A 13,555-nucleotide genomic window follows, 5' to 3' on the forward strand; every position below is an offset into this window, starting at 1 on the left:
CGCATTTGATAATCTTCAGCTATCACCGCTTGCTGAGCGGCAGAAAGTCGAATATCGGGTTCAAAAATTAACTCAACCTGAGTATTCCAAGCTAAATCATTAGCTAAGTTGTGCTCAGAAGCCCCTAATAGCTCCGGAGTCCCCCTAAACCGGCTCAATACAAAGTCACGATAATCGTTATGCTTCTCGCACCAAGCACGTAAATGCCAGCGTGTACCAGTATCAACAAACGTATGAGGAACAATAATTCTTCCTTCTCGATCTGGTTGAGACAAAGAAACATAATCAACTTCCAGCCTATTTTGTTGTCGCATAGCAGCCACTAAACCGCGCATAACCTCGGGTGATATGTATCGCTGCTTAGAACACAGCTGAAAGGTCAAATTTGCGGTATTGACTTGCCCGCTATCTAAAGAACCAGAAGCGAGCCATGTGAGGTATTGCTCAGCCTCTTTACTTATGAATTGAGGGCTATAATCACAAGGAGGGATAAAGCCTTTAAGAGAGGAATGATAGATAAGCGGAGTGAGAATCTGTTGATTGTAATGCTTAAGGTCTTTACTCGCCTGTTGACGGCTAATACCAAATTGCTCGCGTAAATGACGGGTTGTTACTTTTCCTTCCCAGTAAGCTAATAACTCAATAAAATAACAGCGATTTTCCATATTTACCGATTGTCAAAGTAACTTACTGACTTTTATATCATATTAGCTATAAATAAAAATAGAAACTTACCCAAAACTCTTAACAAACTGAAAATATCAACCACTAGCTAAACAGAACATTCACAAGTAAAGCCGAATAGCACATTTCAAATTAGTGGTACAAATAGAAGTACAAAAATAAATTAAAATTTTTATTTTCTTTTATTATTAAATAGTTAAAACACCAATTCTATTCCCGCCAGCTCCACCAATACCACATTTAAAGACGTCTTAGGGCGTCTTTTTTTGTATCTGTTAATCAATAAATCACTGGATTTTAAAATCGTCACTCAGCAGGTCCCAGTGGTGTAGCAACATCGTTTTATGTTGTTGCAGCATGGGCAAAGCTACCAACATTTGCGGCCACTGGCTTCTTGCTTTATCTATTACATCCAATAGATGTGGCTTCACGACTATCCAGGGGATCCCCGCTTTCTCTGCCCACTGCTCGAAGTGACTAAAGGAGAGTTCATACCATTGCTTGATTCCAGCCATATTGAGAGCCAAGCTGTCGTGTTCAATATAGGGCGTGGTGAACAACACATCATACAAAGGTGATAAGCGCGGCGACTGCTCATCTGGATATAACAACGACCAGTTCTTCAAGTGGGCATCACCATTGCCAAGTAAGATATTCAGGAGCAAGCGTCTTGCCATCTGCTGAATGTCTTTCAACCGTTCGCTACTTGATTGGTAAAGTACGCCACCAAGTTGCTCATAATTAACCCTTTGATATTTGTCCGAAGGGTAAAGACCAAATACTTGAGCAAAATCTTCACTATGAATACGCCCCTCGCTGCTACGGTCGAATCGCTTGATGCCATAGGCATATTGCTCTTCCGGCAATTTAATACTGGGTAGCCCCTCAATTTCTTTAAGCTCGATTAACCGAATTTCTGGAATATCTGCTCCGGCAGCCTCCGCCAGCTTCATACAGGTATATTCATTGACGGGAACACCTTTGTGGACAGTGGATGGAGTTTTAATAATCCACATATCCTCAGAAATCTCCTGGTCGATATGGTATCGGTCTTCTAGATATGATGAAGAAAACTTCATCTGTACGCCAGCCAATGAGAACTTAGTATCAGCATGTTTAACATTGATTTGCTGAGGTTCTGTCGATAATCGCTGCTCTAGCGCCCAATCGGGCACATCACCCGCTTTTATCGGCTTAGCGATGAGTGCTCCTGGCAAGTTAGAGCCTAAATAGGCAAGGATTGAGAATTCATTGTTTATATGGCATTGGAGCGCTTTGGCTGTCAGTTCTCTCAATGCACCCTCTGGTAACAGGTTGGATAATACAGGCGGGATCTTATCGGTGCGAATCTGGGGCTTACTAAAATAACCAGTGTCGCGCAGTTGTCTCAAGCTAAAAACAGGCTGTTTCTCAGTTGGCATCGCAACAAATTCAGGATTGAACATCAGTATGTTTTTCCCACCAGCATAATGCGCAATGACAGCGACATCGATACCGTGCAGTTGGATATTTAAGCCTTCAACTTTCTCGGTCTGCTTACTCATATGTTATCCTCTGAGTTGAACCAAAAACCAAGATCATCAGAGTCATCTTCTAAGCTACTTTCACCTTTTCCGAGTTCGCTTTGCCTAGCTAGTGTGCTCTCAGTTGATAAAGAGGCCGCCTTCTTTCCCTTAGGAGCAATTGAGAGCTCCAAATCCAAACCTTCCAATACCCTCAGCAAAGTCGATAGTTTAACGTCACTCCCCGCTTCAATACGCTGATACTGTTGCTGCTTCATGCCAATTCGCATGTACATATCTTTTTGCTCAATACCCAATTTTTTGCGTTGCTCAATGAGCAGCGCTGCAATTTCATCAATATTCTTCACTACACACCTAAAACAACTCTAACGTTGTACCAACCACATTTAGTAGTATATTAGTTGTAAACAACCCACCTAACAACTTTAAAGTTGTAAATTGCCAAAATAACAACTTTTTAGTTGTAAATAAAATCACAAACAACTTGTAAGTTGTAGCATAGGGATGACTGAGCGAGTAGCTACTGAGGAAAAGCGCCCTATTGAGGTAATAAATGGATGTAACCGTAAGGAACTTGTTTCCTAACTTAGAACACGAAGAGAAGGTGTATGAGCCTTAAGCCTTAAACTGGCTTACTCAAACCAACAATGCCATAAATAAAAAAGCGGCCCCCATAGGGTGCCGCTTTAACTCGCTATTTAATTATTGGATTAAACGCAGCTTATTTGTCGAATAAACCTGAAGTGGCTATTTTACGTGCATAACGGTGGCCAGAGTGGTCTTCGTTATTCACGTTGAAATATACAATCACTAGGTCCCGACTAGGTGATACATATAAACCTTGAGTCATCAAACCACCTTTCCACATATCACCATCAGCCCAAAGTACATCCCACTGGCGGCTGTTAGCAACGATATCTGTAGAACCTAAGTAGTCCTCCATAACCGCGCCATCGAAGCCTTTCATAAAGAATTCGTGAGAACGTTTTTCAGTATGAATGCGTTTTAAAATTTCATCTGAAACCACTTGTTCGGTAGCGATTTTGCTCCAACTTGGAGTGTAAAGCATACCAAAGCGGGCGAAGTCTCTAAGGTTACTAGAGATTAAACCATGAGCCGCTACAATACCGTCTGTAGTCATGTGTAACTGTAGTGAACCTTCAGCACCCACTTTTGACCATACTCGGCGGTCAAATATTTGATGCCAACGTTCGTGCTCTACTTCTTCAGCAATAAGCACTAACATTTGAGTAAGGCCAGAAGCGTACTGAAAAGACAAGCCAGGTTCTTCTTTAGCTTTAGTGCTTTTAAGTACTTCAGCCAGCGTTTCTACACCATGTTTTTCATTAGGAAAACCAAATTCTGCTTCATAAACACGGCGTGCCACGTTATTTGGGTCAAAGCGAGATTCGCTGGTATCTTCCAAATCCATACCGGTCGCCATATCCAAGATATCGCGTGTGGTAATGCCATCCCAATCGGTGCCTTTAAACTCAGTTAAGTAGTTAGTTACTGGGGCATTTTCGTCAATTTTACCTTCGCTGATCAGCATGTCGATTAATAAACTGGCGGTAGGTTTTGCCGACGACATCCATACGTGAACGTCCTCTTGGCGCATCCGTGGGTATTTTTCGTATACGATATTGCCTTTGTGTACTACAAGGTAACCTTGGGCGCCGTCAGATTGCTCTAAAAACTGGTCCAGCGTCAGCGGCCCTTTTAATTTACTCTCTGAGATCATGTCGGCTTTAATCAAGCCCACTTCTGGCATAGGTTTTTGACCCAATGGCATCATCGCTTGGCGAGCCGGTAACACCGCAGTAGGCAAAAATTCAGAAGCGCGCATGTTGAAATAAGCAGAAATATCACCGCCTAAAAACAACTCGCCATAGTTTGCTTCACGGGTGGCCTTCTCAAGTTCTATTGGAAAACCATTTTTAAACTCGATAAGAGGCGTTTTATCTTGAGCCATCGCTTGCGGCAAAACACAGGCAAAAGCAGAGGCTAAAAGCACAGATTTAGAGACTTGACTAAACTTTTTCATAATGAATCCTATAAACAATATCTTGTTACATAAAGCCTATAAGCCATGGTGGACTTATAGGTTTAAAGTTAAATAACTAGCCACTAACACTTATTTGGCTTGCCAGTTTGGTGCACGTTTTTCAGCAAAGGCGGTAGCGCCTTCTTTGGCATCTTCGGTTTTCATTAGCCATTCAAAGCTTTCTTTCTCAACTTTAACGGCTTCTGGTAGAGGTAAATCCAAACCTTTCATTACGGTGGTTTTCATTTTTTGCACTGCCAAAGGCGCACTTTTAACGATGTCTGTAGCAATTTGTTCACATTTGCTCATTAACTCTGCAGCTGGTACTACATGGTTAACTAAGCCAAGGCGGTAGGCTTCTGCCGCATCAATACGGTTACCGGTGTAAAGCAACTCAAGCGCATTACCTAGAGGAATAACACGAGGTAAACGTTGAGTACCGTGGCCTCCAGGGATCCAACCTAGGCGAATTTCACCAAAGCCATAGTGAGCATCATCTGTTGATACACGAATATCAGCACCAAGAGCTTGTTCTAAACCACCACCATTACAGTGACCGTGAATAGCGGCAATAACAGGTTTAGTCATGCTAAGTAGGCGAGGATATAAACGGTCAACATAACCGTCGGCAGCAGGAGAATTCACCCATTTAACATCGGTACCCACACAAAAAGCGCGACCTTCACCACTGATAATGCCAACTCGTAAGGTAGGATCATTTTCTAATTCTTCCCAAGCATCGGCAATGGCATTGTAGGTATCGCCATCACAAGCGTTCATGACTTCAGGACGGTTAAGTTTTACGTAAATAACACCATTTGCTTTTTCAACGATTACTTTTTCCATTTTTATATCCTCTTGATAATTTTAAACTTTTAATACTTACGATAATTAGGTTTGCGTTTTTCGGCAAAAGCCGCCATGCCTTCTTTTTGGTCTTCAGTACCAAACAGGCCATGGAATAAGCGGCGCTCTAAATTAAGACCAGGCGCCAAAGGTAGTTCTGCTTGTTGGTTAACCGCTTCTTTACCAGCAAGCACCGCTAAACGGGGGTTGCTGGCAATGGCACTGGCAATGCTCATGGCTTCATTTAATAGCTCACCGTCTTCCACTACTTTGGTGATCATGCCAATGCGCTCTGCTTCTTCGGCGCTGAACGGTTTACCGCTTAGGATGTAATACATGGCTTTAGCTTTGCCTACAGCACGCGTTAATCGAGCTGGGCCACCGCCGCCAGGAATCACCCCTAAAGTCACTTCTGGTAAGGCAAATTTAGCGGTGCTATCGGCAATGATAATGTCGCACATCAAGGCGATTTCGGTGCCGCCACCAAAGGCAAAACCACGCACTGCCGCCACTACCGGTTTACGCAGCTTAGCCACTTGGTCCATATAGGCCGCAAGGTTGCCACGATAAGCCGAATCAAAGTCTTGTGAGGCAATCCACTTTAGGTCTGCGCCAGCACAAAAGGCTTTGTCGCCACCGGCCAATACCATGCAGCCTATAGACTCATCTGCATCAAAGGCTTTCAGTGCATCAGTCACATCCATTTCTACTTGTTCGTTTAAGGCATTTAATGCTTCAGGGCGGTTAAAAGTCACCACTCCCACATTGCCAATCTGTTCTGTTGTTACGTATTTGTAGGTCGCCATTTTCAGCTCCTGATTAATTGCTAATTCTTTACAAGTTGTTGGTTATTAGGGCTAAAATGCCACTAACCGTGTAGTTCTATCGCTTCATTGGGTATTAGACCTAGGCCGTCGAAGCCGTAAATCATAATTTGTACCGCCAGACCGCAAAGCAATAAGCCAGCAATCCGCATAATGACTTTTAAAAATGCCGGCGGAATTTTTGAGAAAATCCGATCTGCGCCCAGCATAAACACCACATTAATTACCGCTACCACTAGGATCAGCCCAACCAACACCATTGAGTCTGCAAAGGTTTGGCTAGTCGCTTCAATCGCCACAATCGCAACCAAACCTTGAGGAGAAGCCATCAGAGGCATCGCCAGAGGGAAGGCCGCCCAGTCTAAGCTTGGCTCGGGTGGCTCACTGCTCTCTGCTTCGGCTTTCTCTTCACCAATCACCATATTTAGTGCAAACACAAATAAGATGGCTCCACCAGCAATGAGCAAGGCTTCTACGCTGATTTTTAGTGTCGATAAAATACCCGCGCCAAGCAGTGCAAATAAAATACACAGTACCGCTGCAATGCCCGCCGAACGAAAAGCCAGTTGGCGTTTAAACTTCGCATCCGCATGCTTGGTTAAGCCTAAATAAACAATGGCGGCTTTGGTCGGCCCGGCGGTGGCTAAAAGAAGAATCAATATTTCTGTTGGTCCCATAATCGCTACATACCCTCATTGTTTACTGTTGAAAATTTGCTGCTATAAACTGCTTATGACTCAATTGGCGGTAAGCGCTCTCTAAGTACTTTTTTCGAAATTCGGTCCAATGTTGAACGTGGGAAACTAGCCACAATCATCACACTTCTCGGCACTTTAAAATCAGCCAATTTTTCTCGGCAATGAGCAATCACCTGCTCGCGCACATACTCTTGTTTGTGCTTTTTACCTTCATCACTTAACGAGACAAAAGCCACCGGAACTTCACCCAACATATAGTGCTGCTGACCCACCACCGCGCATTCCATCACTAAGCCGGTTTGATCAATGGCGGTTTCGATTTCTAAGGCAGCCACATTTTCGCCGCCCACACGCAACATATCTTTGTAACGTGCGACATAGTGCAACCAGCCTTGCTGATCAATGTGAATAATGTCGCCAGTATCGAGTGCGCCAGTGCTATCAAACGCTTCTGCGGTGTGCTCTGGTTGTTGGTAATATTCTTTAAATAGCGTCACGCCGCGCTCGCCTCGCACGAACAGTAAACCTTGCTCGCCTGGGCCTGCTAAACTGCCATCGTCTTCCTTACGAATTTCAATATCGTAGAAAGGAGAGGGGCGGCCAATGCTGCCGGCTGGCCCCGGATGGAAGGGGTCGCTCACAATGCATGAAGACAGGGTTTCGGTCATGCCCCACATGGCCATAATTTGTACCCCAAACTCTTGCTCTAGCTCGGGCATCAACTCAAGCCCCATCATCACTCGCACATTGTGTTGTGCTGGCACCGGTTTGCCTTTTAAGGCTTTAAACGCGAACGGGATCATCGAAACCCAAGTGATGTGATGCGCTACGCAAGCATCCCAAAAGCGCGATGCTGAAAATTTTGGCTGAACCACGACAGTACCGCCCACCCATAAACTGCTTAATACAGAGATCTGCGCGTTGGCATGGAACAACGGTAGAAAAAGCAAGGTCTTGTCGGCATTAGTCAAACGCAAGTTAGTAGACATAGACTTACCCGCCCACAAGGCGTTGGCATTGCTCCACATCGTTGGTTTAGGACGAGAAGTGGTGCCCGAGGTAAACTGCACCGCAAAATTACGCTCTGGATCATTAGCCAAGGCGGCAATAGCCTCGTCGCATTTTAGTTGGTCAAAAGCTTCGGTATGCAAGGCCGTCGCTGCATCTTGGCTTATCTCACCCGACACAATCACTGGCGTCGCTTGGCCACAGGCTTCACGCACTACCGCCGCATACTCTGCTGAGGTAATTGCACACACCGGCTTCATGACTTGCGCAAAATACTGCACATTTTCTGCCACTGAACGCGTATTAGTGGTGACGGGTACTGCACCAAGATAGGCGCAAGCAAACCAAGCAATCAAAAAATCAGGAGAATTGTCTAAGTGCATTAAAACAAATTCACCTTTACCTACGCCGCGTTTACGCAGCCCGGCTGCAACTTGTTTAGCTGCTGCGGCCAATTCCGCATAAGTCCAAGACTGACTAGGCGCACCATCAAAAGGAGACCAAACAATAAACGGTTTGTTTGGCTGACGCTCAACCCACTGTTCAAGCAGCCAAATAACGTCCATACAACGAAACTGAGCCAATTTGGAGGCTTTATGTTGGTTTAATTGCATCAACTTATTCTCCTTTCAATGATTATTAAGGGCGAAAACCAAGGCTTAAGCGTTACGCTTTTCTACATAAATAACGTGGTGAGCCACACATACCACCTGACCATTTTGGTTAGTAGTTACCTTCTCTTCGGTAATCAAACCGTGCGTCGGACTTTTAGGGTGATCTTTCTTATCAATCACGGTCATGGTCACTTGAATGGTATCGCCAGCAAACACTGGGTTTGGATAACGAATTTTGTCGTAACCATAAGACATACCATGTGGGTTTAAAGGCTCGCCTTGAATGCATAGACCAGTACTAATACTAAAGGTCGCATTACCGTGAATGATTGGCTTTTTGAACGGCTGAGTTTTACACCACTCGGCATCGGTATGATGCGGCATCCAGTCACCAGAATGCATTGCGTGCATTACAAAATCGGTTTCAGTAATGGTGCGGCCCGCGGTAGTGCGGCTTTCACCAATTTCGAAATCTTCATAAAATTTGGCAACTTCTCTGTACTTCGCTACTTCGCTCATGTCTTTCATCTCTTTGTAAATTCCGCTTAAGGCAGAATTAGATAAATTTGTTTTGGCATCGGCCCTTAACGTTGACCGATGCCTCTTAGAGAACCCTTCCCCACTGACAATTAATGAAGAAGTGAACTCAAGCTGGTTGATTTACTCAGTTGGGTTACGTTTAGTCACAAACAGCTCATGTTCAACGTAAGCCACTGTTTCACCGCGTTGGTTAGTGGTCACTTCTGTTTGTGTCATTAATCCGTGAGTTTTTCTCTTAGGATGATCTTTTTTCTCGGTAATGGTGACTTCTACCTTGATGGTGTCTCCAGGGAACACCGGTGCGGGGTAACGCACTTTGTTAAAGCCGTAAGCCATAATGTTTGGGTTTTCAGAAGACGACTGAAAAATCAAACCAGTACTGATACAGAAAGTCATGTTGCCGTGGGCAATGCGTGTTTTAAACGACTGCTTTTTAGCAAATTCTTCATTGGTGTGGTGCGGTTGCCAGTCACCACTGTGCATAGCGTGCATAACCACATCGGTCTCAGTGATAGTACGGGCGTTGGTTACGTAGCTCTCACCAATTTCAAAATCTTCAAAAAACTTGTGTTGCTCTGACATAAAAAGGTCCTCAGATTTAATTTAAAAATGTAATTTCGGTAGCGGCTTGATTAACGAGCAACGCCTACAGCTTTTGCTTCAACCAAGGCCTTAATGTCTTCTTCGCTATAACCTAAGGCAGTCAATTCAGACATAGTGTGTTGTCCCACTTTAGGTGGGTTTTGAGGTTTGATTTTGTTGACATCATCACCTTCAACTTGAATTGGGCTGTCGATAGTGCGCATGCCATCGGTGCCTTCAACCTCAGGGAAACAACCGTTTGCGATCATGTGTTCATCACGAGTACATTCTTCAGTGGTTTGCACCACGCTGAAGTTAACTCGGAACTCTTTTAAGCGAGCTTTTACTGTTGCTAGGTCATGCTGAGCAACAATGGCTTGCATTTCGTTGAATAGCTCTTGGTGGTTTACCGCACGCAATTCAGGAGTAGCAAAACGCTCGTCACCTTTAAGATGGTCGGCACCAAAGGCATCACGTAAGTTCTCTACATTGTTAGGGTTTAATTCCACAATGATCACGTAACGCTCGTCTTTAGTTTTATACACGCCACCCGTTACTGGGTTTGGCCACTCTTCGCGATGGTATTTCTGCATCGCAGGTGCGCCAGCTAAGGCCGCTTGCATCATGCTTGAGTTAGCCCACAAGCCGTTATTCATTAAAGAAGTAGAGACCTTAGAGCCTTTACCAGTGCGCTGTTTATGGTAAAGACCTGTCATTACTGCACTGAACAACGCTGTAGCAGTATTCAAGTCACCGGTGCCAACAGGTAGCGGCACAGGGCCAGCATCTTTTGGACGTAGCTCTTCCATAATGCCGGTACGGGCATACCAAGCAGTCATGTCAAAGCCAGGGGCATCTTTATCTGGACCTTCAAGACCGAAGCCGTTGATCCATGCATATACCACTTCTGGATTTACCGCTTTAATGTCTTCATAAGTGTGCTTAAGGTGCTTTTGCACATTGCGTGGCGAATTGGTTAAAAATACATCTGCTGTTGCCGCCAGTTTTAGCAATGCTTCTTGTGCTTCAGGTTTTTTCAAATCTAAAGCGATAGATTTTTTGGTGCGGTTTTGGATGTAAGTGGTGTAAGCAATTTTGCTTTTTGGCATACCCGCCACCATGTGACCGTAACGCCATGCATCACCAGTTAAGGGTTCTACTTTGATCACTTCTGCACCGTGGTCAGCCAACATTACTGTTGCTGAGGGGGCTGCTGCCATTGAAGCGACTTCTACTACTCTAATACCTTCTAAAATTCCAGCCATCTGTTTGGTCTCCAAATATGGTTAATGTTGAAATAGACTTAATATGAATGACGCCAAAAGCTTAATCACAGTGCTAAAAACACTTACCACCCTTGCTGTTTAACCAAGAATGGGCACTGAAGAGCCCCGCCAACCTGTACAATTTATAAACAGACCGATATATGTTTATGACAAGAATCACACTTAATTAGTGATCCATGTCGCACTTAGTAAATAGTTGAATTATTTGATAACTATTTGCTGAGCGCCTTCCGTCTGTCGATGAGTGCATATTAGATGACAAAACCCTTATTAAATAATCGCTTTTGATGGACTAGACCCTTCGATGTATGACTAAAGAGGTATACGCCAATCGCTCTCTAAGCCCGCCAATACTGCGATACGCCTAAAAAGTAAGCAAAATTGGGAGAGACAAGAATTAGAGGGCTTGATAAATAATTCGTGGCTATTTAGCACGGTTAAATGAAGAAACTACCAAAAATTAAAACACGATTAGGCAAGTTTGCTAAGGAGGAGGAACCGCCGCACTCTGACTAGGAATATATGGGGATATAAGAAAGTATAAGGAACGAGCAGGCATAACTTAGCCCAGTAGCTCGGGGAAGCCAACGCTAGAATCTGCCAATAGCCTAAGCCAAGCATAGTCGAGGTGGCGCTAACAAAACCTTATGAATTACCAGCTGAAATACGCAAACCCAACAGAGGAAAAACAGTGCTCGTTGATAGATAAACTAGAGAAAAAGTAAAAGATTAGAGATTAGAGATTAGAGATTAGAGAAATCGAATAAATAGGAGAGAAAATGGCAGGGGCGGAGAGATTCGAACTCCCAACATTCGGATTTGGAATCCGACGTTCTGCCATTGGAACTACGCCCCTGCAACGGAAGCGAATTATACATAAGCTAGTTTAAAGGTAAAGGGTTTATCGCATGCTTTTGTTTAAGTGAATAAAGAACCAGCAATTTGTATGCAAAACCCCCTCAATCGATGAAAATTCAAACAAAAGATCCACTTACCAGCTAGCTTGAAAAACCGACTTAGGCGTGCGGCTGAACCGACATTTTTGCCTTAATAAAATCGGCATGACTTAAATAGATTAAATCGGCTACTTGACGAATTAATGCTTCTTCCTGCGGATCCAACACCCCATCGGCATACGCAACCCTCCACAAGGCTTCGGTAAACTGATAACGCTGTTGGTAATCGAGTTTTTTCACATGTCGGGTAAAATCAAATACTGAAACGGCTTGTTTTGCCTGAGTTTGCGCCTGCATAAACAAACGCTCGGCTTCTGCTTCGTCTAATACAAACAAACGCTTAATTTTGTTTAAAATAACGGCGCTTTCAGCATTGCTTTGCTGATTATCACTTTGGCTTAATTGCACCAACAAGGTCGCAGCGGCCAACTCAACACTGTGAGCGTGTTGTTCTCTAGACTCTTCAAGGGTGGCTTGTAAAAACTCTTTCAAGGCTTTAAGCATACGGCGTCCGGTGAATAGTAAAAAAGAAATCGCAGCATAAACCAGCCTTATAGAAATGCCAAATCTTGAGATGCTGCTAAGCCAGAAATGAAAAAGCCCCGTCATTAGACGAGGCTTTAGAAAGAATGGTGCCGATTGCCGGAGTCGAACTGGCGACCTACTGATTACAAGTCAGTTGCTCTACCAACTGAGCTAAATCGGCACACCGTTACTTAAGCAAATCTGCTTGAGCAACGGAGCGCTATTAAACGGATTTTGCTACGTCTTGTCAACGACCAAACGAAAAAAAATTCAGCAAAGCGTTTAACTGCTAACAAAACGAGCAATCAGGCGACTTTTTCAGCAAGTTCTTGGGGCTGTTCCAGCAAACAGATGGCCGCTAACTCCACCGTAGTATTTAGCCGGTCATCCCAGCGGCGCAACTGTAATTGCCCGTCCATGGTTTCACATAACAAAGTGCAGTTTTCTATCCAATCTCCATCGTTGGCATAAATCACCCCTTGCTCTTGGCGCAGCTCTGGATGATGAATATGGCCACAGATCACCACATCCACCGCTTGCTTTAAGGCCTCCTTCACTACCGCCTGTCGATAACGCGAGATAGCCTGCTTGGCTTTAGCGATTTTCCCCTTAATGCATCCGGCTAAAGACCAATAGGGGTAACCTAATAAATGCCGCGCTTTAGTAAAGCTGCGATTAACAAATAGCAGCAAGTCGTAGAGGTGGTCGCCCAACTTGGCGTAAAAACGGCCAAAACACACTTCTTCATCAAATTGATCGCCATGCATCATCAATACTTTTTTACCGGTAATAGTAGTGTAGTGATACTGTTTACTTACCTTGATATCGGCCAGCGCCAAACCATCGTAGGCTTTAAATAAATAGTCATGGTTACCCGGTATATACACCACTTCACAGTCTGACTTAGCCAAGCGCAAAATTTGTTGCAATACTTGATTATGCGACTCTGGCCAATACATTTTACGCTGCAGCGCCCATACGTCGATGATATCCCCCACCAAAAACAAGCGTTTTACTCGGGTTTGCTGCAATACTTGTAGCAGCATTTCGGCCTTGCAATCTTTACAACCAAGGTGAATGTCTGAGAGCCACAAACTTTGATAAATGTGTTTTGTTGTCATCCGTTTTCGCCTAACCATCCCTGTTAGGACTAATCTAGAAAGCCCAGTTGACTATAAAGTGACCTTTTTATGGCAAGACTATGACAGATTTAACATTGCACGATTCACTCGCTTTATTTAATCTAGCCCACTCGACTAGGCTAGACACTTAGCTTTGCCATAAACCAGCTCGGAGCTCTCGTGATAAAACCTTCACCCCGCCCCTTAGCCGTTGCCACCATTGGAGGTGGAAGTGGTCACTTCGTTTTGCTGTCGGCACTACGAGATGCAGAAAACCTAGCGATTAGCGCCATTGTGTCGATGA

The 13,555-nt window shown here is 44.3% G+C and carries 13 protein-coding genes and 2 tRNA genes; all 15 read right to left on the bottom strand.

Annotation, left to right across the window (positions count from 1 at the left end; genetic code table 11):
- Positions 1-665: WYL domain-containing protein (locus tag ACQY6Q_RS10605; protein WP_427981179.1), on the bottom strand; the 665-nt coding region annotated here is incomplete at its 3' end.
- 306 nt (positions 666-971) lie between these two features.
- Positions 972-2,228, bottom strand: coding sequence for a type II toxin-antitoxin system HipA family toxin (locus ACQY6Q_RS10610; RefSeq protein ID WP_427981182.1), 1,257 nt, complete (start codon positions 2,226-2,228; stop codon positions 972-974).
- A complete protein-coding gene (locus ACQY6Q_RS10615; RefSeq protein ID WP_427981189.1) occupies positions 2,225-2,554 on the bottom strand; it encodes a helix-turn-helix domain-containing protein in 330 nt (109 codons plus the stop codon). Before ACQY6Q_RS10615 ends, ACQY6Q_RS10610 begins: the two co-directional genes overlap by 4 nt.
- 374 nt (positions 2,555-2,928) lie before the next feature.
- Positions 2,929-4,251, bottom strand: coding sequence for a serine hydrolase domain-containing protein (locus ACQY6Q_RS10620; RefSeq protein WP_427981190.1), 1,323 nt, complete (start codon positions 4,249-4,251; stop codon positions 2,929-2,931).
- A 90-nt stretch (positions 4,252-4,341) separates the two neighbouring features.
- The gene (locus ACQY6Q_RS10625) at positions 4,342-5,097 is read right to left on the bottom strand and encodes an enoyl-CoA hydratase/isomerase family protein (RefSeq protein ID WP_427981192.1); all 756 of its coding nucleotides are present in this window, start codon (positions 5,095-5,097) and stop codon (positions 4,342-4,344) included.
- Between the two features lie 29 nt (positions 5,098-5,126).
- Positions 5,127-5,903, bottom strand: coding sequence for an enoyl-CoA hydratase-related protein (locus ACQY6Q_RS10630; protein WP_427981194.1), 777 nt, complete (start codon positions 5,901-5,903; stop codon positions 5,127-5,129).
- A gap of 62 nt (positions 5,904-5,965) precedes the next feature.
- Positions 5,966-6,598 (bottom strand): MarC family protein, encoded by a 633-nt coding sequence (locus tag ACQY6Q_RS10635; protein WP_427981196.1) that lies wholly within the window; start codon positions 6,596-6,598, stop codon positions 5,966-5,968.
- A 53-nt stretch (positions 6,599-6,651) separates the two neighbouring features.
- Positions 6,652-8,241: an AMP-binding protein gene (locus ACQY6Q_RS10640; RefSeq protein ID WP_427981198.1), complete on the bottom strand. Its 1,590-nt coding sequence runs from the start codon at positions 8,239-8,241 to the stop codon at positions 6,652-6,654.
- 45 nt (positions 8,242-8,286) lie between these two features.
- Positions 8,287-8,760, bottom strand: a complete 474-nt coding sequence (locus ACQY6Q_RS10645; protein ID WP_427981200.1) for a MaoC family dehydratase — start codon at positions 8,758-8,760, stop codon at positions 8,287-8,289.
- 141 nt (positions 8,761-8,901) lie between these two features.
- Entirely contained in the window at positions 8,902-9,363 is a 462-nt protein-coding gene (locus tag ACQY6Q_RS10650; protein WP_427981202.1) for a MaoC family dehydratase, read from the bottom strand.
- Positions 9,364-9,413: 50 nt separating this feature from the next.
- Complete coding sequence (locus ACQY6Q_RS10655; RefSeq protein WP_427981204.1) at positions 9,414-10,628, bottom strand: CaiB/BaiF CoA transferase family protein; 1,215 nt, start codon at positions 10,626-10,628, stop codon at positions 9,414-9,416.
- Positions 10,629-11,429: 801 nt separating this feature from the next.
- Positions 11,430-11,505: transfer RNA gene (locus tag ACQY6Q_RS10660), tRNA-Trp, on the bottom strand.
- A gap of 160 nt (positions 11,506-11,665) precedes the next feature.
- A complete protein-coding gene (locus ACQY6Q_RS10665; RefSeq protein WP_427981207.1) occupies positions 11,666-12,109 on the bottom strand; it encodes a TerB family tellurite resistance protein in 444 nt (147 codons plus the stop codon).
- 126 nt (positions 12,110-12,235) lie between these two features.
- Positions 12,236-12,311 (bottom strand) — tRNA-Thr (locus ACQY6Q_RS10670).
- A gap of 124 nt (positions 12,312-12,435) precedes the next feature.
- Positions 12,436-13,251: a UDP-2,3-diacylglucosamine diphosphatase gene (locus ACQY6Q_RS10675; RefSeq protein WP_427981210.1), complete on the bottom strand. Its 816-nt coding sequence runs from the start codon at positions 13,249-13,251 to the stop codon at positions 12,436-12,438.
- Positions 13,252-13,555 lie beyond the last annotated feature (304 nt).

The sequence above is a fragment of the Agarivorans sp. genome (assembly GCF_050295395.1).
Taxonomy (GTDB): domain Bacteria; phylum Pseudomonadota; class Gammaproteobacteria; order Enterobacterales; family Celerinatantimonadaceae; genus Agarivorans.

Bases quoted from the DNA above. Each gene is read 5' to 3' on its own strand.
- ACQY6Q_RS10610 (WP_427981182.1), bottom strand. From the start codon at position 2,228: ATGAGTAAGCAGACCGAGAAAGTTGAAGGCTTAAATATCCAACTGCAC.
- ACQY6Q_RS10620 (WP_427981190.1), bottom strand. From the start codon at position 4,251: ATGAAAAAGTTTAGTCAAGTCTCTAAATCTGTGCTTTTAGCCTCTGCT.
- ACQY6Q_RS10625 (WP_427981192.1), bottom strand. From the start codon at position 5,097: ATGGAAAAAGTAATCGTTGAAAAAGCAAATGGTGTTATTTACGTAAAA.
- ACQY6Q_RS10630 (WP_427981194.1), bottom strand. From the start codon at position 5,903: ATGGCGACCTACAAATACGTAACAACAGAACAGATTGGCAATGTGGGA.
- ACQY6Q_RS10635 (WP_427981196.1), bottom strand. From the start codon at position 6,598: ATGGGACCAACAGAAATATTGATTCTTCTTTTAGCCACCGCCGGGCCG.
- ACQY6Q_RS10640 (WP_427981198.1), bottom strand. From the start codon at position 8,241: ATGCAATTAAACCAACATAAAGCCTCCAAATTGGCTCAGTTTCGTTGT.
- ACQY6Q_RS10645 (WP_427981200.1), bottom strand. From the start codon at position 8,760: ATGAGCGAAGTAGCGAAGTACAGAGAAGTTGCCAAATTTTATGAAGAT.
- ACQY6Q_RS10650 (WP_427981202.1), bottom strand. From the start codon at position 9,363: ATGTCAGAGCAACACAAGTTTTTTGAAGATTTTGAAATTGGTGAGAGC.
- ACQY6Q_RS10655 (WP_427981204.1), bottom strand. From the start codon at position 10,628: ATGGCTGGAATTTTAGAAGGTATTAGAGTAGTAGAAGTCGCTTCAATG.
- ACQY6Q_RS10665 (WP_427981207.1), bottom strand. From the start codon at position 12,109: ATGCTTAAAGCCTTGAAAGAGTTTTTACAAGCCACCCTTGAAGAGTCT.
- ACQY6Q_RS10675 (WP_427981210.1), bottom strand. From the start codon at position 13,251: ATGACAACAAAACACATTTATCAAAGTTTGTGGCTCTCAGACATTCAC.